Annotated in this window: 21 protein-coding genes and 1 pseudogene; 12 read left to right on the forward strand and 10 right to left on the reverse strand. The window is 63.3% G+C overall.

Features of this window, described 5'->3' with window-relative positions:
• The first annotated feature begins 1 nt into the window (after position 1).
• From MSTE_RS08485 to MSTE_RS08500, 4 genes and pseudogenes are all read left to right on the forward strand, one after another.
• Positions 2–2,254, forward strand: coding sequence for a TPR repeat region-containing protein (locus tag MSTE_RS08485; RefSeq protein WP_231897026.1), 2,253 nt, complete (start codon positions 2–4; stop codon positions 2,252–2,254).
• A gap of 2 nt (positions 2,255–2,256) precedes the next feature.
• Positions 2,257–3,012, forward strand: a complete 756-nt coding sequence (locus MSTE_RS08490; RefSeq protein ID WP_096500433.1) for a hypothetical protein — start codon at positions 2,257–2,259, stop codon at positions 3,010–3,012.
• Positions 3,013–3,485: 473 nt separating this feature from the next.
• A protein-coding gene (locus tag MSTE_RS08495; RefSeq protein WP_408645809.1) for an IS3 family transposase occupies positions 3,486–4,663 on the forward strand; the annotation gives its coding sequence in 2 pieces (ribosomal slippage) (positions 3,486–3,752 and positions 3,755–4,663; 1,176 coding nt in all).
• A gap of 29 nt (positions 4,664–4,692) precedes the next feature.
• Positions 4,693–5,663 (forward strand): annotated as a pseudogene (locus MSTE_RS08500) (IS3 family transposase); the annotation flags it as partial.
• A 63-nt stretch (positions 5,664–5,726) separates the two neighbouring features.
• On the opposite strand, the gene MSTE_RS08505 reads toward MSTE_RS08500, so the two are convergent.
• Positions 5,727–6,257 carry a hemophore-related protein gene (locus MSTE_RS08505; RefSeq protein ID WP_096500435.1) on the reverse strand — a complete coding sequence of 177 codons (531 nt, stop codon included), beginning with the start codon at positions 6,255–6,257 and terminating at the stop codon, positions 5,727–5,729.
• Between the two features lie 70 nt (positions 6,258–6,327).
• Here MSTE_RS08505 and MSTE_RS25105 point away from each other — a divergent pair, with 70 nt between their 5' ends.
• Positions 6,328–6,645 carry a hypothetical protein gene (locus MSTE_RS25105; RefSeq protein ID WP_162291327.1) on the forward strand — a complete coding sequence of 106 codons (318 nt, stop codon included), beginning with the start codon at positions 6,328–6,330 and terminating at the stop codon, positions 6,643–6,645.
• 520 nt (positions 6,646–7,165) lie between these two features.
• Here the strand turns inward: MSTE_RS25105 and MSTE_RS08515 are convergent.
• Positions 7,166–7,615, reverse strand: a complete 450-nt coding sequence (locus MSTE_RS08515; RefSeq protein WP_096500437.1) for a hypothetical protein — start codon at positions 7,613–7,615, stop codon at positions 7,166–7,168.
• Between the two features lie 352 nt (positions 7,616–7,967).
• Between MSTE_RS08515 and MSTE_RS08520 the strand changes: the two genes are divergently transcribed.
• The gene (locus MSTE_RS08520) at positions 7,968–8,921 is read left to right on the forward strand and encodes a LysR family transcriptional regulator (protein WP_096500439.1); all 954 of its coding nucleotides are present in this window, start codon (positions 7,968–7,970) and stop codon (positions 8,919–8,921) included.
• Between the two features lie 123 nt (positions 8,922–9,044).
• Positions 9,045–9,314: a hypothetical protein gene (locus tag MSTE_RS24935; protein ID WP_123771724.1), complete on the forward strand. Its 270-nt coding sequence runs from the start codon at positions 9,045–9,047 to the stop codon at positions 9,312–9,314.
• Here MSTE_RS24935 and MSTE_RS08525 read toward each other — a convergent pair.
• A complete protein-coding gene (locus tag MSTE_RS08525) occupies positions 9,304–10,020 on the reverse strand; it encodes a DUF5642 family protein (protein ID WP_030095242.1) in 717 nt (238 codons plus the stop codon). The genes MSTE_RS24935 and MSTE_RS08525 overlap by 11 nt on opposite strands.
• 59 nt (positions 10,021–10,079) lie before the next feature.
• Between MSTE_RS08525 and MSTE_RS08530 the strand changes: the two genes are divergently transcribed.
• From MSTE_RS08530 to MSTE_RS08540, 3 genes are all read left to right on the forward strand, one after another.
• A complete protein-coding gene (locus MSTE_RS08530) occupies positions 10,080–10,811 on the forward strand; it encodes a VIT1/CCC1 transporter family protein (RefSeq protein ID WP_070942584.1) in 732 nt (243 codons plus the stop codon).
• A gap of 84 nt (positions 10,812–10,895) precedes the next feature.
• Positions 10,896–12,896: an ABC transporter ATP-binding protein gene (locus MSTE_RS08535; RefSeq protein ID WP_162291600.1), complete on the forward strand. Its 2,001-nt coding sequence runs from the start codon at positions 10,896–10,898 to the stop codon at positions 12,894–12,896.
• On the forward strand, positions 12,893–13,699 hold the full coding sequence (locus MSTE_RS08540; RefSeq protein WP_096500443.1) for an energy-coupling factor transporter transmembrane component T family protein: 807 nt from the start codon (positions 12,893–12,895) through the stop codon (positions 13,697–13,699). Before MSTE_RS08535 ends, MSTE_RS08540 begins: the two co-directional genes overlap by 4 nt.
• 80 nt (positions 13,700–13,779) lie before the next feature.
• Here the strand turns inward: MSTE_RS08540 and MSTE_RS08545 are convergent, their stop codons facing one another.
• Genes MSTE_RS08545 through MSTE_RS08555 form a run of 3 tightly spaced genes read right to left on the reverse strand, consistent with a single transcriptional unit; the run spans position 13,780 to position 16,710 of the window.
• On the reverse strand, positions 13,780–15,042 hold the full coding sequence (locus tag MSTE_RS08545) for an ABC transporter substrate-binding protein (protein WP_096500445.1): 1,263 nt from the start codon (positions 15,040–15,042) through the stop codon (positions 13,780–13,782).
• On the reverse strand, positions 15,042–15,857 hold the full coding sequence (locus MSTE_RS08550; protein ID WP_096500447.1) for a carbohydrate ABC transporter permease: 816 nt from the start codon (positions 15,855–15,857) through the stop codon (positions 15,042–15,044). Before MSTE_RS08550 ends, MSTE_RS08545 begins: the two co-directional genes overlap by 1 nt.
• Positions 15,844–16,710, reverse strand: a complete 867-nt coding sequence (locus MSTE_RS08555; protein WP_096500449.1) for a carbohydrate ABC transporter permease — start codon at positions 16,708–16,710, stop codon at positions 15,844–15,846. The genes MSTE_RS08550 and MSTE_RS08555 overlap by 14 nt, the downstream gene beginning before the upstream one ends.
• A 53-nt stretch (positions 16,711–16,763) precedes the next feature.
• On the opposite strand from MSTE_RS08555, the gene MSTE_RS08560 reads away from it, so the two are divergent.
• Together MSTE_RS08560 and MSTE_RS08565 are read left to right on the forward strand one after the other, a co-directional pair.
• Entirely contained in the window at positions 16,764–18,278 is a 1,515-nt protein-coding gene (locus MSTE_RS08560; RefSeq protein WP_070916292.1) for a TldD/PmbA family protein, read from the forward strand.
• On the forward strand, positions 18,275–19,651 hold the full coding sequence (locus MSTE_RS08565) for a metallopeptidase TldD-related protein (RefSeq protein ID WP_096500451.1): 1,377 nt from the start codon (positions 18,275–18,277) through the stop codon (positions 19,649–19,651). Before MSTE_RS08560 ends, MSTE_RS08565 begins: the two co-directional genes overlap by 4 nt.
• A 51-nt stretch (positions 19,652–19,702) precedes the next feature.
• Here MSTE_RS08565 and MSTE_RS08570 read toward each other — a convergent pair whose 3' ends face one another.
• The 4 genes from MSTE_RS08570 to MSTE_RS08585 form a co-directional block, all read right to left on the reverse strand.
• Complete coding sequence (locus MSTE_RS08570) at positions 19,703–21,286, reverse strand: flavin-containing monooxygenase (protein WP_096500453.1); 1,584 nt, start codon at positions 21,284–21,286, stop codon at positions 19,703–19,705.
• Positions 21,283–23,124 carry an SDR family oxidoreductase gene (locus tag MSTE_RS08575; RefSeq protein ID WP_096500455.1) on the reverse strand — a complete coding sequence of 614 codons (1,842 nt, stop codon included), beginning with the start codon at positions 23,122–23,124 and terminating at the stop codon, positions 21,283–21,285. Before MSTE_RS08575 ends, MSTE_RS08570 begins: the two co-directional genes overlap by 4 nt.
• An 81-nt stretch (positions 23,125–23,205) precedes the next feature.
• Entirely contained in the window at positions 23,206–24,279 is a 1,074-nt protein-coding gene (locus tag MSTE_RS08580; RefSeq protein ID WP_096500457.1) for a PDR/VanB family oxidoreductase, read from the reverse strand.
• Positions 24,280–24,329: 50 nt separating this feature from the next.
• Positions 24,330–25,265 carry a metal-dependent hydrolase gene (locus MSTE_RS08585; protein ID WP_096500459.1) on the reverse strand — a complete coding sequence of 312 codons (936 nt, stop codon included), beginning with the start codon at positions 25,263–25,265 and terminating at the stop codon, positions 24,330–24,332.
• Positions 25,266–25,494 lie beyond the last annotated feature (229 nt).

A 25,494-nucleotide genomic window follows, 5' to 3' on the forward strand; every position in this document is an offset into this window, starting at 1 on the left:
TGTGAGCAGACCAGGTAAGAGCGTGGTGTATAGCGCGAACGCGACCGCGCTGGGCGATCTGGCTGAGCCGACGCGCACGGTGGGGACGCAGGTTCTGGACGCGGCGGGCAAGGTGCATGGTGCGATCGTTGATCTGGAGTGGGAGGGCCTGGGCAAGGATGCGGCGGTCGGTCGTGCCGATCACGAACTAGCTCAGGATAAGCGAGTTGTGCAGGGATACAACGCGCTAGCTGACGCCTACCGGGATGGTGCTGCGGCGATGGCGCCGATGATCGACGATTTGAAGAAGACCGGCCAGGGCTTGGAATCCGATTCGTTTGCGGTGTCCGAAGATTGGGCGGTCACCGACATGTTCGACTACCGCGCTGGCAAGGCGGCCATGATCGCGATGGGCTCTCCGGAGAAGGCGGCCACGGATCGGATGAATCAGCTGCAGGCCCAGCGCGGCAACGAGGCCAAGACCGACACGGTGAGTCTCCAGCAGCGCGCGGATGCACTCGGAAAGGCCGACCAGGACACCGCATCAGCGATCAACAATGCCAGGGGCGATCTCGGTGCGGCCGCTCCACTGTCTGCGGGTTTGACGGGTGAAGAAGGCAAAGACGACTTCGGCAATGCGTTCCCCAACACGTTCATGTCGCCGGAGCAGAACGCGGCAGCGTTGGCGCGAATGGTCGCCGCGGGCACGTTATCGCAGGCTGAACTCGATAAGTTGGCGCGCGGGGAGAAGGTGCAGATCCCAGCCGGGCAGATGGCGTATCTGTATCAGATGTCGCAGTCGCTCAACGGGAAAAGTCCCGAAGAGATCAAGATGCTGGAGCAGATGCTCCCACCTGAGACGCGGGCGGCGTTTGCGCAGGGTCTCAAGATTGTGTCCAATCCGAACGTCGAGGTGTTCGGCGCCGATCAGCTCAAGGGGTATGCGCAGGGGGCAACTGATGAAACGCGCGGCACTTTCGTGCCGGTGTCTGGCTCCAAGGTCAATCTGCCTTCCGAGATCGCTAAGGAACTGTCTCGTACCGATCGGGTGACCCAGGAGCCGTCGCGAGGGTTTGTCACCACCCACCTCAACGGGGTGGGCGCGCTGCAGGACATCAACGACATCTTCAAACCCGGTGCCACGATCACCGGCAGTGAAGCGACCAAATCAATGCTGGAGGCGGCAAACCAGTACGCCGCCGTCGATGTCAAACACAACGAAGGCATCGTGCACGGCCTGAAAACCGACGCACGCGGCCCGCTCACGAGTGCTCTTGCCGATGTGTATCAGAACACCGGCAAGGATCACCTTGCTGTGCACGACATGGTGACAGGCAAGGACGGTGACAGCTTCCTGCGCACAGTCACCCACGAGCAGTGGGGTGCTGATTCAGGCAAGGTCGGCGATGCCTTCCGTTGGATGCAAGAGGGCAACAACCCGCTGGCCACCGACACCGCGAGCAAGGTCGCCCACTACTTGGCCGACACCAAACCCGAACTCAACGCCATGCCTGGCACAGAAAAGCTATTTGCCAGTGGCCCAAAGTCGTTCGCCGAAATCAATCCTGGTCTTGCCAAGGCCATGGCCGAAGGCGTATCTCCCTATCTTGCCGACCTTGCTCAAGCGCCTACCGATTCCGGGCTCACCCACCCCGGTATCGAGGCATTCAAGAACGGAGGGCAGCTACAAAGTCTGTTCTCCGTGTTCGATAAGAACGCTGAATCGGCAGGTGTCATCAACGATGCCGCCTACCAGCAGTATCAGCACCTCATCGAAAACACCGCTCATCCTGGCCTGCACGGTATGCAAGCCGAAGTCGCCGGGCGCCTCACCAACGCCATGACCGATGGAGCGCTGGACTCCATCAAACCCGGCATCAGCGGCGACGCCGAACTCTTCAAAGCAATTTTCAAAAAGATCCCCGGCGCAGGAGACGCCTTCGACGCCATCGATATCTTCAACAAAGTTCATAGCGGAACTCCGCCAAGCGAATTCGCCCAACAACTGGCCACCGCAGGCACCAGCAGCACCGCTTTACGGGCCTCCATCCTCAATGGCATGCTCGACGCGAACCCATCCATCGCCCGCGACGACCTCATCAAGGACTACGTCAAGGGCAATCGAATCGACTTGAGTGGACTGGGCCCTGATCAAGCGAAAGAAGCCGCGAAAAACATTAGTAACTACTTCGACACCAGGGCGAAGGGCGTCGATACTGACATCGCGACAAAGGTGGGGTTGGGTAACAACGACAGTTGGGCGGTATCCCGGTAGACATGAAGCTAATCACCACCCTCATGGCTGCCGTACTCGTCCTCGCGGGTTGCACGACTGGCAAGCCGCAGGAGTTACCCAAAAAAGAAGACTTCTATCAAGTAACCACCCGCTGGATTTCGAATCCATCAGTTGACCTCATGTCCCCCGAAGGCACCTTTATCAGAGCTGCCACAGAGTCATGGGATCAGATCTGGGCCTCGCGGAAAGTAAGTATCGACGCCATCAGAGACCGCGCCTATCCAGGATTCGAACACGCATTCAACAACTCTCGCGAAGGTGCGTTCGGCGGCGTGAACATCACTCACCGCATAGTCGGCACCCAATACTTCGAAGTCGTGAACTTCCAGCGAGAAGGCGACCACTTCATCGCAGACGTCTGCCGATACGGCTCACAAGTCGCATCTCAGACAGACAGCGGAATGTACACAAGCGGTGGACCGAATAGGTACCTAGCTAGTGGAGATTCCTTCGTCTTTGGACCCGACCCCACCCTGCGACCTGAGCAGCAGCACCCGCCTCTCGCACACCAAAAAGGCCCGGCGAATCGGCCTTCGGACAACGTCTTCGGGACCTGGGTGCTGACCGAATCGGGTGTACGCAAAGGTATGGACGGCGCTACCCAGCACGAGTTCCTGACAGGATGCGATAAGCCAGCACCTGGCACCCCGAACAACCTGCCGAACCCGTATGTACGTAACGATCCGCCCGTCACCCTGCCGCCAGATCCGGGCTGGCCCGACGCAGGCAGCGCATAAGCTGTGTCATCAGTGGCCGAGATCTACGAAAGGGCGGCGTGACATTGGCTGATACATCTGACCTGCATCCCGCCGTCTTGCACGCCCTGCGGACCGGGAATGTTGAGCCAGCCATCGCTGCTGCAGCCAAACTCAACGCACCATCCTCCGCGAAATCTGCGCGAACCTCCCGAGCAGGATCGTCCAGCCGGACAGGTGATCAGCAACCCACACCTACGGTCTTCGAAGAGGACGACTTTTACCAGGGCTTCCGGAGTAACCCGTTGGGTCGGCGATGAAGCGGTGGCTTGGTTTCATCAGCCGGTCCAGGGAACGCAATACCGCATCCTCGCACCGAGAGATGAAATCCCGTCCGTTCAGACGCTCATAGACTGGGGCTACCTACGAGAGGCTGGCAGATGACGGGTCTGGTGCACGGATAGGTGACAACTGAGATGGCTTGCCCTGTGGGGTGGGCCTGGAAGGATGTCGCTGTGCCGAAGCCGTTTCCTGCAGAGTTCCGTGCCGATGTGGTGCGAATTGCCCGTGATCGCGATGCTGGTGTGACGTTGGAGCAGGTCGCTGCTGATTTCGGTATTCACCCGATGACGCTGTCGAAATGGATACGCCAATCCGATGTCGATGAGGGGGTTCGCCCTGGTGTGACCGCCACTGAGTCCGCCGAGAACCGCGAACTCAAGAAGCGAGTCCGGTTGCTGGAGCAGGAAAATGAGGTGTTGCGGCGGGCGGCGGCCTATTTGTCGCAGGCCAACCTCAAGCTGGGTCAGTCCCCAAAATGATGTACCCGCTCGTTCGTGAGCTGGCCGCCGACGGTGTTCCCGTCACGGTGACGTGCCGGGTCCTCAAAATCGCTCGTCAGCCATTTTATCGCTGGTGTGCTGGCCCGGTCACTGGAACTGAGTGGGTGCAAGCGTCAGTGACGAACGCGGTCTATGACGCCCACCGTGATGACCCCGAGTTCGGCTACCGATTCCTCGCTGATGAAGTCCGGGCCGCGGGAATCGCTGTGTCTGACCGGACGGTGTGGAAACGCTGCCGCGAGAACCGCTGGTGGTCGGCATTCGGCAAGAAACGCAGCCGTGTCGGCAAGAAACCAGGCCCACCTGTTCACAACGATCTGGTATGCCGCAATTTCACCGCAACCACCCCAAACATGTTGTGGTTGACCGATATCACCGAACACCGGACCAGCGAAGGCAAGCTCTATCTGTGCGCGATCAAGGACGTGTTCTCCAACCGCATCGTCGGCTATTCCATCAGTAACCGCATGAAAGCTGCCCTAGCGGTGACCGCGCTCAACAATGCGGTGGCCCGCCGTGGCGATGTGAGTGGGTGCATCGTCCACAGCGACCGGGGCAGCCAATTTCGGTCCCGAAAATTCGTGCATACCCTCAACCGGCACAACATGATTGGCTCCATGGGCCGGATTGGCGCCGCCGGTGATAACGCCGCGATGGAGTCCTTCTTTTCCCTGCTGCAAAAGAACGTCCTGAATCGGCGCCGATGGAACACCCGCGACGAACTACGGACAGCGATCGTGACCTGGATCGAACGCACCTACCACCGCCGCCGACGCCAACCCGCCCTCGGCAAGTTGACCCCCATCGAATACGAGACCATCATGACCACACCGGCCAATCAGGCCGCCTAAAGACTGTCACCTATCCGTGCAGCAGACCCAAGCGAGTCCGGTTGCTGGAGCAGGAAAATGAGGTGTTGCGGCGGGCGGCGGCCTATTTGTCGCAGGCCAACCTCAAGCTGGGTCAGTCCCCAAAATGATGTACCCGCTCGTTCGTGAGCTGGCCGCCGACGGTGTTCCCGTCACGGTGACGTGCCGGGTCCTCAAAATCGCTCGTCAGCCATTTTATCGCTGGTGTGCTGGCCCGGTCACTGGAACTGAGTGGGTGCAAGCGTCAGTGACGAACGCGGTCTATGACGCCCACCGTGATGACCCCGAGTTCGGCTACCGATTCCTCGCTGATGAAGTCCGGGCCGCGGGAATCGCTGTGTCTGACCGGACGGTGTGGAAACGCTGCCGCGAGAACCGCTGGTGGTCGGCATTCGGCAAGAAACGCAGCCGTGTCGGCAAGAAACCAGGCCCACCTGTTCACAACGATCTGGTATGCCGCAATTTCACCGCAACCACCCCAAACATGTTGTGGTTGACCGATATCACCGAACACCGGACCAGCGAAGGCAAGCTCTATCTGTGCGCGATCAAGGACGTGTTCTCCAACCGCATCGTCGGCTATTCCATCAGTAACCGCATGAAAGCTGCCCTAGCGGTGACCGCGCTCAACAATGCGGTGGCCCGCCGTGGCGATGTGAGTGGGTGCATCGTCCACAGCGACCGGGGCAGCCAATTTCGGTCCCGAAAATTCGTGCATACCCTCAACCGGCACAACATGATTGGCTCCATGGGCCGGATTGGCGCCGCCGGTGATAACGCCGCGATGGAGTCCTTCTTTTCCCTGCTGCAAAAGAACGTCCTGAATCGGCGCCGATGGAACACCCGCGACGAACTACGGACAGCGATCGTGACCTGGATCGAACGCACCTACCACCGCCGCCGACGCCAACCCGCCCTCGGCAAGTTGACCCCCATCGAATACGAGACCATCATGACCACACCGGCCAATCAGGCCGCCTAAAGACTGTCACCTATCCGTGCAGCAGACCCACAAGCCGGTTGACCCGGGTGCGGCGGAGGCCGACTAAATCCAAGGTTGGCGATCGTTGAACCAGGCTTGGTAGTGGGGATGTTCATTGAGGAAGGGCTGGATCTCGCCGCGACGGAGCTCCCACGGGAACTCGTGAACGCGTGCGAACTCGGCCGCTAGATCGGGATGGGCGTCGAGGTAGTTCTGAACATCGGGCGGGTACGGGCCGTTGTCGTTGGTTGGGCACCGATACGGGCAGGTGTTGGTCCACGTGGGATACCAGTAATTCCAGTAGCCGCTGTTCGACCAGTCATAGGGATATGTACTGCCCCAGGCCAAGTCTCGCCACCAGCGCCAGGGGTAGCGCCACTGATGGCGCGCGTAGAGATCTGAATCGTCGTGCGCGGGTTTGGTGGTTTCCTTGCGCCCGGGCTCATTGCCGGCAGACGGGGCCGGCTTGGGCGATGTGCCTGAGGTGGTCGGTGCTGCCGATGTCGAGGCTTCTGGCCGGTCGGTGACGGCCGTGGTCGGCGGCGTGGTGGCTCCCGGTGCGTGTGTTGGTGATGAAGGTGCAGATGGCGACATCGATTGACTTGGTATCGCCGTGGCGATCGGTGGGGTGTCGGTCCCTCCCGTCGAGACTGACGGTGTCGGAGTGGAGGATTCAACATTTGGCGTCACGGGATTTGTGGGCCCGGGGACGGTCGCGGAGGGTTCGAGACTTGCCGGAGCCGGAGCTGTTGCCGCAGGCGCGGATCCTCCCGGCGTGGACACGCTAGGTGCTGGCGCGGAGGCAGGTTCGGGCGCGGGCATAGATACCGCCGGGGCAGGCGCGGCGGCAGGCTCGGGCATGGACATCACCGGCGCGGGCGCGGGCGCGGGAGCGGGTGGATCCGGCGGTGCGCCCCATCCCACACCGGGAAACCCGACCATCGAGACTGACACCACCACCAGTGTCGATATCAACCGATAGCGCCAACTAGCCCGAGAGCCGTATATCGACATGGACACCCTTAATCGTCTTGTGGGCAAGAATTCTGACGGTTTTGCGCTGAATTCACGTAGCGACCGCTGTAGTGGAAGTTAATCCGAACGGTATCAATCGCATCGTGGCGATAGCTGTGGCAAACCCAGGATTATTCTGAGTATTTCCTAATATGTACAGCGTGCTCAATTAAGAATTATCTTGCTGGATAAGAAGACTCGCGCGTAGCTGATCCGATCAGTGCTCGACGGACGGCCTCGGTGGGCTGCGGCGGAACGACAACCTCGTCAAGGACACTCTCAGGTACTTTCCCCAGCAATAGATCTCGGCCTCAATCCAGCGTTCTGTTGTCAATGGGAGTGCGAATCCGCGCATGGGAGATCCTCGCCGTAAGCCGCAACGCACCAGCTCATTGCGGACATCGTGATTGTCGACACCGATGGCGACGAGTATGGATATCTAGTTGTAGAACAATGTATTTAGGATCATGTGCCTCGAATCTGGGAGGCTACAGACGTTGCCGTTCGTCGTGCGGAGCAACTGCCGTCGGAGGTATCTCGATGATCAGGAAGTCTTTATCGCGGGCCTCGTGTACTTCTTCGGTGGAGTCCTCGGTGGGGTCGACCGGATCAGCCGGGTCGGCACCCTGGTGGTCCGCCGGACGGTACCGCATGGCGTTGACGGCGCTTAGGGTGCGTCCCAAGCGCGCAGCCACTTTACGGGCCGGTACGGACCGGTCACGGGCTAGCGCGATCTCCTCGGCGGCCCACGAGCGGACGTTTGAACGTTGAGGTGTTCGCAGGCGCCAGCGGCTGGTCCAGCTTTCGTCGGCGGCCTCGTTGATCGGCTCCCAGTAACGAAACTGGGCTTCGGCTATGTCTTGCGCCCGCTGCGTCTCGTCGGTGAAACACTTGACGCACCGACAACCGGATTGAAATCCCGCTACGCCGTGTTTCATAGGCACTCCCATCGGGCTGTTTGCCTCACCGTTAGCCAGTCACGGAAGAAAGAAGTTGGAGCCTGGCAGTTCCGGTTTGCGCGTTGATGATTGGTCTATGTGTCTTTTTTGGTTCTGCGCTTATCCTGTGAAGGCAGGGCGTGCAGTAGATAGGCGACACGTGACACCCATTTCAGGTTGGCGGGGCATTGTCGTCCAATACCAACCACCCGCCGTATTCATAGTCTGTAGACAATCGTGCGAGGTCCATCCGTTGGATACCTGAAGGTGGATTGATCTACGTCACATTCGGTTCGCAAATAGGCTCGGTTCTGTCGCGGGGTATGCCCGTTTTTAACGCAATACTGGTGAGGTGAAGTCGGTTGACCTGAGCCCGCGGGTGCTGCAGCAGTTCTGTGTTCTTGCTCAGGAGAAGCATTTTGGGCGGGCGGCCGATCGTCTCTACATCAGCCAGCCTTCGCTGAGTCAGGCGATCAGCAGACTAGAGCAGTCCCTGGGGGTGACGTTGTTGGTCAGAACCTCGCGCGCTGTCGAGCTCACGCCCGCGGGTCAGGCATTCGCCGCCGAGGTTGAAGGAATTCTCCAGGCGCAGCAGGCGGCCGTAATGCGTGCGCGTCGTATCGCCCAGGGCGAGGAGAGCCGGCTCAGGCTGGGGGCGACAGATTCTCTTGCATACACGTTCGTTCCCGCGCTGCTGCGTCGATGTCAGCAGGATCTGCCGCACTTGCAGATAGTGCTGCAGGACTACCGATACGACGAACTGATCGAACGCACGAAGTCCGGGCACGTCGATGTGGCGATAATGTATGGCCCGCTAGGCGATTTGACGGGATTGTCTGCTTCGATGGTGACGACCGAGCCCATCATGGTCGCGCTGTCTGCTGACCACCGGCTGGCGCAGGAACCACATGTGGCCGTCGGAGATCTGGCAGACGAAGGCTTCGCGCTGCCATGGACGGCACATACATCCCTCGTCAGCGAACTCGTATCCATGTGTGAAGCAGCCGGTTTCACTCCCCGGCAGACCGCGAGCGCGAACACCACGATCGGACTGATTGCACACGTGGCTTCCGGATCGTGTGTTGCGTTTGTGCCGTCGCGAATGCGTTTCATCATCGCCCCGCCGGAGGTCGTGCTGAAGCCGTTGGTGGCCAACAGAATACCTTCAGAAGCAATAGAACCCCCGCGTGTCATCCAGACACAGATACTGGCTCTTACCCGTGCGGGATCACACGACCCCGCCATCGATACGATTCTGAAACTCCTACACGATCCGACAGTTCACGGACTGCCCAAAACGTGTTGATGCCTGGCGAATCTGCCTGTCGTCCACGTGTCGCGCTGCTATGTCTTGCATGGAGTTGGATACCAATCACAGGTGGCATGAGAATCCGTCGGCTGGTGCCGCAACGCGGCGTATTCTGGAGCCATGAAGCGACCACATAATGTGGCGCGAGTTCTCTGCTCGACACTCGCTGTCGGAGCTCTGGCTTTAGCGCCAATGATCTTGCCCAGCCCGGCAGCGGGCACCGCGCACGCGACCGTGTGCGCCTCTGCCGGAAACACTTCCAAATGCGAGGGTGCGCCCAGCTCGGCGTGGTACGGCTATGGGTACTACCCGCCGGGCGCGTACTGGGGAATGCCCGGGTACCCGCCCCTTGCCGCAGGGGCGGGCATCCCGGTTCGGCCTATCCCTTAACGGCGTTGACGGCCTTCACGAAGACATCCGATAGCTCGTTGCGGTCGACATCGCCCATGCCCGATACCGACACGGCGTGGTGGTCGTCGAGCTGAGCGGAGTAGGCGATCTGCACCATCTCCTTCTCCATACCGGGCGCGCTGATCTTGATGTTGGTGGACGTCCCGGTCGTCTTCACACCGTCGATGGCGGGGGCGTCGATCTTCTCGCCGGTACCTTCCGCCATGCCGGCGATCGACAGCGAGAACTTGTCGCATGCCCCGTTGGTGGTGTCGGCGGGGATCGGGCTGACCGTCTCCATCGCCGCGGCGATGATCATCGTCTTGGACATCGGGTCACCGTTGCCCTTGGCTCCGGTGACACCCTGCATGGACGTACCGGTCACCTGCGGGAAGGCGCCCAGCATCTTGTCGGCGCACTCCTGCGGGGTGAAGGTGGCCTTGTCGAAGATGCCCTTCATCTGATCGAGCATCGCCTGGGTCACGGTGGTCTTGGGCTGCACCTCGACGGTGTATCCGGCGGGGAACTGGTCCTTGATGGCGTCGATCTTGGCGATATCGAAGCTGCTCGCCGCTGCCGTGGAGGTGGTGGCGCTGCTGCTGGCCGAAGAGCCCGCGGACTCGTCCTTCTTGTCATTGCTCGAACAGCCCAGCATCAGCCCGCCAGCCAAGACCACGGTGCCGAAAACGGTCAGTGAACGATTCATGTCGGTAATTCCCCTCTGAGCAGTGCGTTTTCAGGAACCTGGAAGTAGATTCGTACATCGTGGCACTCGACGGCTCTGCGGAATCTGCCGAACTACCGCATGAATTTGACCACACGCACCCAGACGTGTCCGGGGGATGGTTGCGTGCGGCCACCTTCGGAGCGATGGACGGCCTGGTCACGAACACCGCGCTGGTTGCCGGCGTGGGTGCTAGCGGGCTGGACACACACGCGATCGTGCTGACCGGGGCGGCCAGTCTGGTGGCGGGTGCGTTCTCCATGGCGCTGGGTGAATTCACGTCGGTATCGACGTCCAACTCGCAGATCGAGCACGAGGCGAGCGTGGAGCGTCGGGCAATCCAGCTGCACCCCGATGCCGAGAAGAAGGAGCTCATCGCCATGCTCGGCGATATCGGGCTCTCGCCGCAGACCGCGGCCGCGGCCGCCGACGAGATTCACCAGGACGAGAACACCGCGGTGACGATCCACCTCACCCGAGAGCTCGGCATCAATCCCAACGACACTCCGTCGCCGTGGGTGGCCGCGATCTCCTCATTCCTGACGTTCTCGGTGGGTGCGGTGGTGCCGCTGATCCCGTTCCTGTTGGGATTCGCGTCACTGCTGGCGGGGCTGGTCTGCGGGGGAGTGGGTCTGCTGGTCGCCGGGTGGGTTGCCGGACGCTTCACGGCGCGCGCACCCTGGCTGAGCGCATTGCGACAGTTGGCCTTTGGCGCCATCGCTATCGGCGCCACCTACGTGATAGGTCATCTGATCGGCGTCGCAGTGAACTAGCGTCGCGACGCGCGAAGCTGAGAATGTGCTGAGAGCGGGCAAACCGGCTGGCAGAATTGTGAAGTGAATTTCACCAGGGTGCCGCTGAAACCCGATGAATTGGCGCAGGCGGCCGTCATGGCCGCGCTCACCGCCGCCATGGTCATCGTCGGGGTTGCCCTGCCGATCTTGGGTGCCGTCCAGCTACTCGGTGCCGTACCCATGGGTCTGCTCGGATATCGCTACCGTGTCCGGGTGCTGCTGGCCGCAGCCGTGGCCGGCGGCGTCATCGCCTTCCTGCTCGCCGGGCTCGGCGGTTTGATCGCCATGGGCAACTGCGTCTACATCGGTGGCCTTACCGGCGTAGTGCGCCGACGCGGACACGGCATGCCCCTGCTGACGGTGCTCGGGGTGATTTGTAGCGCGATCATCGCTGGTTTGGCAGTCGGTGCGCTGGCCCTGCTGAACCGGATGCGCACCTTGCTCTTCGATGCCCTGCGCGCCTCGCTGGAGGGCCTGTTCAAGATGATCGGCCACATCCCGCACCTGGAGCCCGTGGGAGTCAATGCGACGAACGCCATCGATTTCGCGATGCGCAACTGGGTGTGGTTCATCGGTGGCATCGTCTTCGTATTCGTCCTGTTCAACGCGTTGTTCGGCTGGTGGGTGCTCTCTCGTGTGATCAAGCGGCTGGCCGTGATTCCCGATGTGCACCAGCTCGACCCGCCGACGCCTGCGGGTGCGGTGGGTCCGGTGCCCGCGCGCCTGCGGGATGTGCGATTCCGCTATCCGCGCGGTGAATCCGATGCGCTGGCACCGCTTTCGATGAGCATTGAGGTCGGCGAGCATGTCGCGATCACCGGGCCCAACGGCTCGGGCAAGAGCACCTTGATGCGCATTCTGGCCGGGCGTGAACCCACGTCGGGGGAGATCGAGCGGCCGGGTTCGGTGGGGCTCGGCGCCATCGGGGGCACCGCAATCGTCATGCAGCACCCGGAAAGTCAGGTGTTGGGTACCAAGGTTGCCGACGACGTGGTGTGGGGCCTGCCCGCCGATCACGACGTCGACATCGAGGGGCTGCTGCGCGAAGTCGGCCTGGAGGGGATGGCCGAGCACAGCACCTCCTCACTGTCGGGCGGGGAGCTGCAACGTCTGGCGGTGGCCTCGGCCCTGGCGCGCGACCCCGCACTGTTGGTGGCCGACGAGATCACCAGCATGGTCGACCCGAAGGGGCGTGAGGATCTGCTGGGTGTGCTGTCCCGGCTCACCGATCAGCATCAGATGTCACTGGTGCACATCACCCATTTCCAGTCCGAGGCTGCCGCCGCAGACCGCGAGATCGCGTTGCGTGCGGTCAACGGCAAGACGGCGACCACCGCGATTCAGACGGTTCCGGTGCCCACCACCACGGCTGCGCGGCCCGATACCGAGTCGCCCGTTGTTCTCGAGTTCGATTCCGTCGCACACCAATACGCCAGCGGAACACCCTGGGCGAAAACCGCATTGCACGACGTGTCGCTGGCCGTGCACGAGGGCGACGGTGTGCTCATCCATGGCGGAAACGGTTCGGGCAAGTCGACGCTGGCCTGGATCGCCGCCGGCCTCACCAAACCAACCTCCGGGCAGTGCCTGCTGGACGGCAAGCCGGTCTCCGATCAGGTCGGGTCGGTGGCCATCAGCTTTCAGGCCGCCCGGTTGCAGCTGCTGCGCAGCCGCGTCGACTACGAAATAGCTTCGGCGGCAGGATTTTCCGTTCGCAATACCGACCGTATCGTGGCTGCGCTGGCCAGCGTCGGGCTCGAAGCAGACCTGATCAAGCGTCCCATCGATCAGCTCAGCGGCGGCCAGATGCGGCGGGTGGTGCTGGCCGGCCTGCTGGCTCGTTCACCGCGCGCCCTGATTCTCGACGAGCCACTCGCGGGTCTGGATGCCGAGTCGCAGGCGGGTCTGCTGCGGCTACTGGTCCAGGTACGCGAGCGTGAACGGCTCACCATCGTGGTCATCTCGCACGACTTCGATGGCATGCAGGAGCTGTGTCCGCGCACGGTGCACCTGCAGTCCGGGGTGCTGCTCCCTGAATCGGTCGGGTCGGGGAGTCTCTCATGACGACGACACGTGCACCGCGTCGCCCGGTGGTTCTGCTGCGCCCGGTCCCCGGAACCTCCCCGATCCATAGGTTGTGGGCTGGGACCAAACTTATTGCGGTATTCCTCATCTCGGTACTGCTGACGTTGTTCCCGACCTGGACGGCGATCGGGGCAGTGGCGGCTCTGGTGATCATTACCGCGTGGCTGGCCCACATCCCGCGCGGTGCGGTGCCCACCATCCCGATCTGGATGGTGGCCTTGGTGATCGGGGGCAGCCTCACCGTGTTCTTCAGTGGCGGGCCGCCGTTCTGGCATATAGGCGGACTGACCATCGGCTTCCACGGCGTGCTCGCGGTGGCGCGCACGACTGCGGTGGCGCTGGTACTACTCGGCACGGGAGCCATGGTGTCGTGGACGACCAACGTCTCCGAGATCGCGCCCGCCGTGGCGCTACTGGGACGCCCGTTGAAAGTCTTCGGCATTCCCGTCGACGAACGCGCCGCCACCCTCGCGTTGGCGCTGCGTTCGTTCCCCATGCTCTCCGACGAGTTCCGGGTGCTCATCGCGGCCCGCAGGCTGCGCCCACCGCAGGTGCGTGAGGGCAGACGCGGGCTGGGCTGGGTGGCCGAGGTTGTCGACATGCTGACCGCGGCCATCACCGTCGCGCTGCGGCGTGCCTCCGAAATGGGCGATGCCATCACCGCGCGCGGCGGCAGCGGGCAGATCGCGGCACATCCGCATCGGCCAGGCCGGTGGGATGCCGTGGCCCTGCTGGTGCTCATCACGATCGGAACGGCGGTCGTTTTGTTCGAGGTGCTGTAGCGGCGCTACTTAGCGTCGAGTGTGCCGATGGTGTCGATTTTCGGCGGAATCTCGACCGTATCCGCACACTCGGCGCGGCGCTACTTCTCCAGGGCCTTGTTCGCCGCCTGCTGTGCTTGTTGCAGCGCGGTGTGCACGTCCAGACGGCCCAGGAACATCTCGGCGAAATACGGTTTTAGCGCGGCGAATCCGGCTCCGAATCCCTGCCCGCCCGGAGCCGCGATCTGCTGGCCGTTCAGCACCTCAAAGAACGGGGCCACGTCGACGCCCTTACCCGCCCAATGCTGAAAGTAGGGCTCGCGCGCGCTGAGCACCGCGGGGATGGCTGAGCCGCTGCGGCCCAGGAAGGAGTTGCCCTCGGCGCTACCCATCCAGGCCAGCGTGCGTGTGGTCGCCTCGGGGTGCGGTGAGGACGAATTGGCGGCGGCCACAATGCCGTTGGTGACGCTGACCCGACCCTCGGGCCCGGCCGGCATCATCGCCACACCCCAGGGGAAGGTGGCGTTGGCCTGGATCTGGGCCAGGTTGTAGGTGCCCGATTGAAACAGTGCCATCCGTCCCTGCAGGAACTGGTTGCGTGAGAAGTCGTTGTTGGAGTTGGTGTCGGCGGCCGAGGGCGCCACCTTGTCGACGTTGATGAGATCGACCAGGTAGGTGAACGCCATCTCGGCGCGGGGGTTGGCGAAGGCGAACTTGTCACCGGCCTGGAAGACGGCGCCTGCCGACCCGAGGTAGTTCAGGTAGATGCCCTGCAAGTCGTTGGCGGCGTTGTACCCCCAATGCCCGGGCCGGGTGAGCCGGTGCAGCATCGGGCGCAGGGTGTCGGCGGCGGGGTCGGCATCCCAGCGCAGCTCCGCCAGCTCGGCCGGGTCCACCTGAGCCTCGTCGAGAAGATTCTTGTTGTAGTACAACGCAATCCCGGCATCACTGAGCTGCGGGACACCCCAGAGCTTGCCACCGCGGGTGAACTGGGCGACGACTGACGGATCCCAATCTTCTTGCGGATCAACGGGGACAAGGTTCCCTGTATCGGCGTAATCGGACAGGTAGGCGTTACTGAGCCAGAAGATGTCGTCGGCACCATGCCCGGCCACATCAGTGCGCAGGCTGTTGAAGTAACTCGCGTACGACGTCACCGTCACCGCGACCTGGATGTCGGGGTTGCGCCGGGTGAACTCGTCGAACGAGCTGCGGTAGGCGTCGGCCACCTGCTGGTCCCATACCCGCACGGTGACCACTGTCTTGCCGTGCGGTGTCTTCGGAATGCCGAGCCATCCGGCGATTCCGAACAGCAGCAGGGCGACCAGCCCGAGCGTCAGGGCGGCACGCGTGGAGGACTTCATCACTTGAGTCCGCTCAAGGTGATGGACCGGACGATGTACTTCTGGAACGCCACGAACAGGATCACCAACGGCACGATCGCCACGGTGGTCGCCGCCATCACGATCGGCCACTGCGCGTTGAACTGAGATTGCAGCCCAGCCGTGGCGACGGTGAGCACCCGCCAGTTGCCGCCACTGGTGATCACCAACGGCCACATGAAGTTGTTCCACTGCGACACCACGGTGATGAGGGTCAGCGTGATGAGGATGGGTCTGCTGACCGGCACCACCACATGCCACAGGATGTCGAGCGTGTTGGCGCCGTCCAGGCGTGCCGCACGGATCAGGTCGTTGGGGATGGTGCGGAAGTGTTCACGCAGCAGGAAGATGGCATAGGGCGATCCGAACATGAACGGGATGACCAACGCCCAGAACGTGTTCCGCAGTCCTACCTGCGTCAGCATCAGATACATCGGCACCACGGTCACGGTCGCCGGAATCATCAGCGTGGCCAGATACACCCAGAACAGTCCGTTGCGCCCCGGGAACTGCAGCCGCGCAAAGGCATACGCGGCCAGCACGGAGAACGTCAGTTGCCCGATCACGATGATCGCCGTCATCAACACCGTCACCAGCGCGGCGCGCCCGAACCCGGCATCGGCCAGCCCGGTGTAGTTGGCGATCGTGAACGGATTCGGCGGAGCCAGCGGGGATTCGGCAGAGAACTGCCGCGTGGTCTTCAGCGATGCCGACAGGGCGAACAGGAACGGCCCGAGGGTGAGGGCTGCGCCCAGGATCAACAGGAGATAGACGAGCGCATTCCTAGACCAGGTCATAGCTCACCCGCGTCCGGAAGTAGCGGTGCTGAATCACCGTGACCGCGACCAAGATCAGGAACAGGATCAGCGACATGGCGGCCGAGTGTCCCACGTGGGCGGACTCGAATGCCTCGGCATACACGCGGTGCGCGGCCAGGTCGGTGCGGTTTTGCGGGCCACCGCCGGTGAGCGCGTACACGGTGTCGAAGGTCTGCACCGCACTCACCACTCCGGTGACGAGCACGAAGAAGAACGTGGGCCGCAGCATCGGCAGGGTGATGCGTCGGAACCGCTGCCAGGCCGTCGCGCCGTCCACCCGGGCCGCGTTGTGCACATCGCCCGGGATGGCCAGCAGACCTGCCATGAAGAACAGCGCCACGTAGCCGACGTTCGTCCACACACTGACCGCCGCCACCACCGGTAGCGCCAGCGAGGGATCGGTGAGCCATTCGATGCGCTGCCCCAGCAGAGTGTTGATCGCGCCGTCGGTGGGCGCCAGCATCCAATGCCACAGCACGCCGATGGCCAGCGGCGCGCAGATCCACGGGATCACGTAGATGGTGCGGAACAGCACGGTGCCGGGCAGCCCGCGCACCAGCAGTGTCGCCGCCAGCAGCCCCAGCACGGTCTGCAGCGGGATCACCAGCGCCACAAAGATCAGCGTCACCAGCAGGGAGTGCCCGAAGGCGCCGTCGGTGAACACCGAACGCCAGTTGTCGAGGCCGATGAACTCGATGGGGCCCAGCAGATCCCACCGGCACAGGCTCAGCCACACCACCACCAGGATCGGCAGCAGGAGAAACGCGGTGACGCCGAACAGGCTCGGGGCCAGCAGCCCGTATGCGACGGCTGTCTGCCGCGACCTACTCACCGGAACATTAAACCGCGCGCAGCCACCGGTGTGGCATAGGTACGGTTGAGCGCGTGACTCGGTCCGTAGATTCCGAATTCCTGGCGCTACCTCGCGCTGAACTCGCCGACGCCGCCTTGAACGCGGCGCGCGCCGCCGGTGCCAGCTATGCCGATCTGCGCATCCATCGGCTCATCAACGAGGAGCTGATGCTGCGCGACGAGCAGGTCGAGACCGCGGTGTCCGGACGCACCATCGGTCTGGCGGTGCGGGTGATCGTCGACGGCACCTGGGGATTCGCCTCGCATGTGCAGCTCGACACCACTGCGGCCGCTGACACCGCGCGCCGGGCCGTGGCCGTCGCACGCGGGCTGCGCAGCCTGAACCGCGAGCGTGTCGAGCTGGCCGATGAGCCCGTCTACGCCGACGTCCAGTGGGTGTCCGAGTACGAGATCGACCCGTTCGGAGTGCCGCAGGCCGACAAGATCGCGGTGCTGCAGGAGTATTCGGCCCGGCTGCTGGCCTCCGACGGGGTGGACCACGCCTCGGCGTCGCTGACGGCGGTCAAGGAGCAGACCTTCTACGCCGACACGTTCGGCTCGTCCATCACCCAGCAGCGGGTGCGGGTCATGTCGCAGCTGGACGCGATCGCCGTCGACGCCGCCACCGGATCCTTCGAGACCATGCGCACCCTGGCCCCGCCGATGGGCCGCGGCTGGGAGGCGATCGGCAGCGACGGGGTGTGGGACTGGAGCACCGAGCTGCGTGAGATCCCCGAGCTGCTCACCGAGAAGGTGAAGGCGCCCAGCGTTGTGGCCGGCCGCACCGACCTGGTGATCGACCCGACCAACCTGTGGCTGACCATCCACGAATCCATCGGCCATGCCACCGAATACGACAGGGCCATCGGCTACGAGGCCGCCTATGCGGGCACCTCGTTCGCGACCCCGGACAAGCTCGGCACCATGAAGTACGGCTCGCCCGTCATGAACGTCACCGCCGACCGCAACGAGGTCCACGGCCTGGCCTCGGTCGGATACGACGACGAGGGGGTGGCCTCGCAGCGCTGGGACCTGGTGCGCGACGGCATCTTTGTCGGCTACCAGCTGGACCGCGTGTTCGCGCCCCGGCTCGGTCAGGAACGTTCCAACGGCTGCTCGTACGCGGACTCGCCGCACCATGTGCCGATCCAGCGGATGGCCAATGTGTCGCTGCAGGCCTCCCCGGACGAGCGCTCGACCGACGACCTGATCTCCGGAGTCGAAGACGGCATCTACATCGTGGGCGACAAGTCGTGGTCAATCGATATGCAGCGCTACAACTTCCAGTTCACCGGGCAGCGGTTCTACCGCATCCGCGGTGGCAAACTGGACGGCCAGCTGCGCGACGTCGCCTACCAGGCCACCACCACCGACTTCTGGGGTTCGATGGAAGCCGTTGGCGGGCAATCCACCTGGCGCCTGGGCGGAGCCTTCAACTGCGGTAAGGCCCAGCCCGGACAGGTGGCGGCGGTGAGCCACGGCTGCCCGTCGGCACTGTTCCGCGGCGTGAACATTCTGAACACCAAGCAGGAAGGCGGTGCCGCGTGATCCCCGCACAGCAGGTCGCCGAGGATGTCCTGGCCGAAGCCGCTCGACGTGGCGGCGCCGATGACACCATCGTCTTGATCCAGGACAGCAGCGAGGCCTCGCTGCGCTGGGCGGGCAGCTCCATGACCACCAACGGCGAGTCGGTCAAGCGCAGCATCGCGGTGGTATCGATTCTGCGGCAAGGCGATCAGACCCGGGTCGGCTCGGTGCTCACCGAGGACGCCGATCCCGCCGCACTCGCGGAGCTGGTGGCGGCCAGCCAAGCCGAGGCCGCATCGGCGCCACCGTCGCGCGATGCCATGCCGCTGCTGGGCCCCGGCGACGCGGCGGGGGAGAGCTGGGACGCGGCGATCTCACCGACCGGCGCCGACGCGTTCGGGTCGCTGGCGGCCGACTTGTCGACGGGCTTCGACGGCCCCGACACCCTGTACGGATACGCCCGTCACGAACGCCAGACCACATTCCTGGCTTCGTCGACCGGGCTACGCCGCAGGTTCACCCAGCCCACCGGCCAGGTGGAGATCAACGCCAAACGCGGTGTGGGCAGCGCCTGGGCCGGGGTGTGCACCCCCGAGTTCGTCGATGTGCCCACCGAATCACTGCTGCGCCAGCTCAATGAACGGCTGACGGCCGCACAGAATCAGATCGAGCTCAAGGCCGGTCGCTACGAGACGCTGCTGCCGCCGTCGGCCACCGGCGACCTCATGCAATACCTGGTGTGGACGATGGGCGGGCGCGGCGCGCATGAGGGACGCAACGCCTTCGCGGCACCGGGCGGCACCCGGCTCGGGGAGCGGCTCACCGAGCTGCCGGTCACGGTGTATTCGGACCCGTCGTACCCGGGGCTGGAAAGCAGCCCGTTTGTGGCGACCCCGATTTCGCGGGAATCGTTGTCGGTCTTCGACAATGGTGTCGGCATTGGGCGCGTCGACTGGGTGCGTGACGGCGTGATCAACGCGCTGAGCTACTCGCGTGCCGACGCCGCCGAGTTCGGTGCCGCTCCCACGGTGGTCGCCGACAACCTCATCATGACCGGAGAAGGCGGCGCGACGCTCGAGGAGATGATCGCCGCCACCGAGAACGGGCTGCTGCTGACCACCCTGTGGTACATCCGCGAGGTGGACCCGACGACGCTGCTGCTGACCGGGCTGACCCGCGACGGGGTGTACCTGGTGCGCGACGGGCAGATCACCGGCGCCGTCAACAACTTCCGGTTCAACGAGAGTCCGATCGATCTGCTGCGGCGGGTGACGCAGGTGGGCGTCACCGAGTACACGCTGCCGCGCGAGTGGAGCGATTACGCGACGCGCCAGGCCATGCCGGCGTTGCGGATCCCGGACTTCCACATGTCCTCGGTGAGCGCCGCCCAGTAGGGCTTTGTGCGCCGAACCGAGGCGCTCGACGAGCAGAGTCCGGATCGCGCCCTACGGGTAGACGGTTACCCGTCCGGCCGCGTCCGGGTATCTGCGGGACTGGACGTAAGCCTCTCCCGCAGAACGCATCATCGCATTCGAATGTGCGATCGCGAACGGCCGCAGGAACGGGGTGTCGCCGTCCTTGTTGATGTAGTAGCTGTGGGAGTTCGCGCAGCCGGGGCTCTTGAACACCAGGTTCTCGGTCGCGGCCACGGCCCGATCGAAGAACTGGTCGAAGGCGTCCTGACTGACCTCCACGCGCGTCGCGTGCCGGGTGATGCCGTCGGCGATCATGTCGGTGGCGTGACTGGTGCACATCTTGATGGTGTCGAACCAATTGAACCCGACCACACCGTAGGGTCCGGGTGCCAGGAAATAGTTGGGGAATCCCGGCACCGCGACGCCCTGGTAGGCGCGCACGCGATTGTTTTCCCAGAAGTTGCCGAGATCCTGCCCATCGATGCCCTGCACCGAATAGGGCAAGTCGAACACCTTGAACCCGGTTGCGAGGATCAGGGTGTCGAGGCGGTGCAAGACGCCATCGGCGGTTTCGATTCCCTCGGGGACGATCCGGGCGATGGATTCGGTGACCAGATCGACGTCCGGGCGGGCGAATGTCTCAAGGTAGGTGGCCGAGGCCGAGGGCCGTTTGCACGCGAAACCATAAGTGGGAATGAGCTTCTTGCGCAGCTCGCGATCCTTGATACGTGCCCTCATGCTGGCCTTGACCACGGCGCCCGCGATCTTGGTGGCATACGGGAACTGCTTGTAGTGCACCACGCCGACGGTTTGCACCAGATCGCCGCCGAGCCCACCGCCGAACCTGATGGACCGCAGCAGGAAGGGCGTGTATCGCAATACTTTCCGAAGGAAAGGAGGTATCGACGGGTTCGTCTTGGGGCCCACATAAATGGGGGTGCGCTGGAAAACGGTCAGATGCTTCACTGTGTCGACGATCGCCGGGATGATTTGGATGCCGGAGGCCCCGGTGCCGATCACCGCGGCCCTCTTGCCTGCCAGCGGATAGTCGTGATCCCACTCCTGCGACAAGATCGTCTTGCCGGCAAAGGAATCCAGCCCGGGGATATCGGGCACCGCGGGCGTGCTCAAGGCGCCGTGGCAGGAGACGACGAATCGAGTGGTGATCTCGAATTCGCCGTCGGCGTCCACTGCGTGCACCCGCCAGAGGTCGTTGATCTCGTCGAACACGATGCCACGGACGGCGGTGTTCAGCCGTAGCTTGTCCCGCAGCCCGAATTTGTCGGCGCAGTCCTGCGCGTACTGGCGAAGTTCACTGCCGGGTGCGAACATTCGGGACCATTTCGGGTTGGGCGCCTCCGCGTAGGAGTACGCCATCGAAGGGATGTCCACCTCGATGCCCGGATACGTGTTGTGCCACCAGGTTCCGCCGACCCCGTCGGATTTCTCCAGGATCAGGAAGTTCTCGATCCCTTTCTTGCGGAGCCGGTTTCCGGCGGCCAGTCCGCCGAACCCAGCCCCGATGACGACCGCGACGAGGTCCGGTACCAGCAGATCCTTATACGCAGGCAGGGCATTGTCGTCCACTGCGCGGGCCGCGGAGAACGTCGTCATCGACCTTCCTTCTGTCCGGGAATGAGCTTCATCAGGTCAGTCATGCCGCCCTTGCTGGCGAAGAAGCGGCCCAAACCTGGAGCGACCCGATTGTTGAGGTACTGCAGGTGCGCCTCCGGTGTTACCGGCACAACCTGCTTGTTCTTCTGGACCGCTCGCACGATCTGCTTGGCCACCTTTTCGGGGCCGTAGCGGCGCATCGCATATGCCTTGTCACCGGCCTGTTGCATGCGGGTTTCTTCTTCGGCGCTCACACCGGAAATCTTGCTGGTGGCAATGATGTTGGTGTGCACGATGCCGGGGCAAATGGTGGTCACGCCGATGCCGTGGGTGGCCAGGTCCGCGCGCAAGCAATCGGAGAACATGAACACCGCCGACTTACTCGTCGAGTACGCCGTGAACTTCTGCTGAGGTGAGTACGCGGCCATGCTCGACAGATTGACGATATGACCACCGAGGCCACGTTCGGCCATCTGGGCGCCGAAGGCACGGCTGCCGTTCACCACACCGTAGAGATTGATGTCGATGACGCGTTTGAATTCCGCGGCCGGGGTCTCCAGAAATCCGCCCGCGGCACCGACGCCGGCATTGTTGACCAGCACGTCGGGCACGCCGTGGTTGGCCAACACTTCGCCGGCGTGTGCGTTGATCGCTGCTTCGTCGGCGACGTTGAGCTGATAGGCGTGTGCAGTGCCGCCGTCCTGTTCGATCAGTGCCACAGTGTCCTTGGCGCCGTCGATGTTGATGTCCGAGAGCACCACCTCGGCACCTTGACGGGCGAACTCCCGGGCGGTTTCCCGCCCGATACCGCTACCCCCGCCGGTGATGACCACCAACTGATCCTCGAATGGTTTGCGGTCCTTGCCCATCTCCGCACGCCGCAGCGCGCGCGCAGGCTGCTTGCCGCTTACCGTGTCGATCAGCTCGACGGTCGCGGCCGCCAGCACCTGCGGGTGCGAGAACGGCAGCCAGTGACCGCCGTCGAGAACCCGGCGCCAGGTCTGCTTGTTCCAGATGGGCTCGTCGTCATAGCACGACTGTCTGATCGCAGGATCGCGCTTTCCGACAATGACCTGAACCGGCACATTCGTGTAGCGCTCTTCGGGGTGTAAGACGGCGGGAATGGCGTTCGCACGGTAGACGCGCAACGCTCTGGTGATATCGCTGGCGAAGGTCGGGGCCAGGTGAATCTGTTCCCGCGGTGCGCCTTCCCCGATGGACAGTGCATTACGCCAACGTTTCTCGTTGACCAGCAGTTTCATCACGAGGTTCGGGACACCGGGTGTTCCGAAGGCCAGCATGTAGAGGACAGATCCGATCTGGCCCAGCGCCAATGCCAGGTTCTTGGGGGTGGGGTGCGCTAGCCGGGCCCGCACCCATTTACTCATGTGGCTGGCACACGGTGCGGACACCGAGGTGAACGAGGCGAATCGGTGCTCGAGCTCCGGGTTGCACACGGCCTCCCAGGCAGCAGCGCTGCCCCAGTCGTGGGCCAGGAGATGTACCGGCTTGCCGGGGCTGACGGCGTCGGCCACGGCGACGTAGTCACTGGCCATCTCGGTGAGGCGGAAGTCGCGGAAACTCTTGGGGTTAGTGGTTTTTCCCGCACCGCGGTTGTCAATGGCCACTAGACGGAACCTGTCCCGTAGCAGCGGCACGACGCTGTCCCAGAGGTGGTGGGTGTCGGGCCAGCCGTGCATCAGCAGGATGGTCTCCCCGGCGGGGTTGCCCTGCACGAAGTAGGCCACCTCGATGTCGCCGTTGCGGACCACATGCTCGGTTACTTCCGTGGTGCCGTCCCCGGGCAAGGTGACTTCTTGATCAATCGTGTTCGTCATGCCGACTCCGTTTGTGCCTTCTGTTGTTGTGACTCTTGGTCACTCGGATTGAACGAGACTGCCCGCATCGCGGGCTGCTGCCTAGAGATCGAGAACCAAACGTCCACCTTCGGCGCGTGAGACGCAGATCAGCATGTCGCCGGCGGCGCGCTGCTGGTCGGTGAGGATGGTGTCGCGGTGATCGGGTACGCCGTCCAGCACGCGCACCTTGCAGGTGCCGCAGAATCCCTGTCGGCATGAGTGTGCGGTAGCGGGACGAGTGGCCAGTATGGCTTCCAGGGCGCTGCGATCGGCGGGCACGGAAACAACGGTGCCGCTGCGCTTCAGCTCCACGTCGAAGGGCACCCCATTGTCGATGGGCGGTGCGGCGAATCGTTCGAAATGCAGCTCTGCGCCCGGGTGTTCGGCGACCGCGTCCCGCACCACTTTGAGCATCGGTCCCGGTCCGCAGCAGTACACCGCGAGGTTTGAGTGAAGCTCTGGGATCAGGTCTTTGGCAGTGGGTAGCCCGAACTCGTCATCGGTGCGAATGGTGATGCGATCGCCATAGCGGGCCAGCTCTTCACGGAACGGAATCGATTCCTTGCTGCGGCCCACATAGGTCATCGTCCAGGGCAGCTGTAGGTCGGACGCGGTGGCCAGCATGGGCAGGATGGGAGTGATACCGATACCGCCGGCGATGAAATGGAACTGACGGTTGGCGGTATTGAGATGCCCGGAGGTGGCCAGCGGGAAGGCATTTCGTGGCCCATGTATCTCGACATTGTCGCCGACGCCAACCTCGTCGTGCAGTTCGACAGAGCCGCCACCACCTTCTGGGATGCGCCGCACCGCGATTCGGTAGTAGGAACGATCGCGTGGGTCACCGCACAGCGAGTACTGACGTACCGCACCCGAGGGCAGGGTGACATCGAGATGTGCACCAGAACGCCAGCTGGGCAGCTCTCCGCCGTCGGGCGCGGTGAACACCAGGCTCACCACGTTCTCGTCGGCGGCCACCACTGATCGGCTGCGCACCACCAGATGCAGCGTTCGGTCTATCAGCTCCGGTTCGGGAGGTTCGGGAGTGATCAGTGGCGTCAACCGCAGCACCACTGGCATCGCCTTGTCTAGGGCCATCAACACCGAGGGCCCCATGCGATCCATGAGCCGCATCAGGGTGTCCAGCCCGCTCGGGGCATGCGGTGGCGACGGGTGAGGTCTGGTCATGCGACGGCGGCGGCTTTGGCCGCCGGGGACTTCGCGAGATACGCGACTGCCTGCGCCGTGTCACCGATGGCCTCCGGGGTGAAGTCGGGTTGCAGATAGGCCTTGAACGCCTTGCTGAGCAGAGCGAGACTCAGTGTCGACTCCCGCTTCATTGCCAGTCGCACTTCTCGAACAAACTTTATGGGGCCGATCTTCGGCAACGACGGGTCCGCGCGGGCCAGCATCCAGCCTCCGGCTATCAGTCCGCCGACAATGGGCACACAGGCGCCGAGGTAGTAGACCATCAGCCGGGTACGGCTTGCCCCGAAGTAACGGGCGACATTCCATGCAACACTGCGGTGTTCGACCTCCTCGGCGCCGTGCCAGCGGAACATGTCTGTGATGACCGGATCGGCCCCGAACTTCTCGAAATCGAAGTTGAGTAGCCAGTCGCCGCCGGTGGAGGTCAGATGTTCCAGACCGGCGATCATGGTGAGGCCCTGGACCATGACGCGGTACTGGAGCTTGGGCGGCAGCGCGTCCATGCGCTTCTGAAATTGCTGGAACATGAGTTCGGATTGCTTGACCCACACGCTCAGGTCGATGCCGTGTTGTGCAAAGAATTCGCGTAACGCGTGGTCGTGGGTATCCGAGTGCATCTTCTCCTGTCCGATGAACCCGATGACGTCTTCTCGCAGACGTTCGTCCTTGATGTACGGCAGGGCGCGGCTGAACACGTCGACGAACATCTGCTCGCCGACCGGGAGCATCAGGTTCAGCGCCGAGAGGGCATAGGAGGCGATCGGTTCACCCGGAATCCAGATCAGGGGGGAGCGGGAGAAGTCGAAGGTGACGTTGCGAGCGTGCAGTGCGACCTGGCCTGCGTCGGCGGGCGGAGCCACATTCGGGACCTCTGAGAAGATCGCGGCGGTGGCCAGTGCCTGTTTACTCATGGTGTTTCTCCTGGTCAAGAGCCTTTGTCCCTGCGCTTGCGGTGTGGGACGGAGTGTATACGAATGTGCGTACTATCTGTATCGGATACTAGAAGTATTGCTAATATTTCGGCAGCAGGGAAGGAGTAAGAGCTACCCAATTACTGGGGAATGACGGAGTTCGTCAGGGACGCAAACATGTGCGGTGTCTTCGCTAGTGCACCGGTGGGCAATCCTCCACAGAACCTTC

The sequence above is a fragment of the [Mycobacterium] stephanolepidis genome (assembly GCF_002356335.1).
Classification (GTDB): Bacteria; Actinomycetota; Actinomycetes; order Mycobacteriales; family Mycobacteriaceae; genus Mycobacterium; species Mycobacterium stephanolepidis.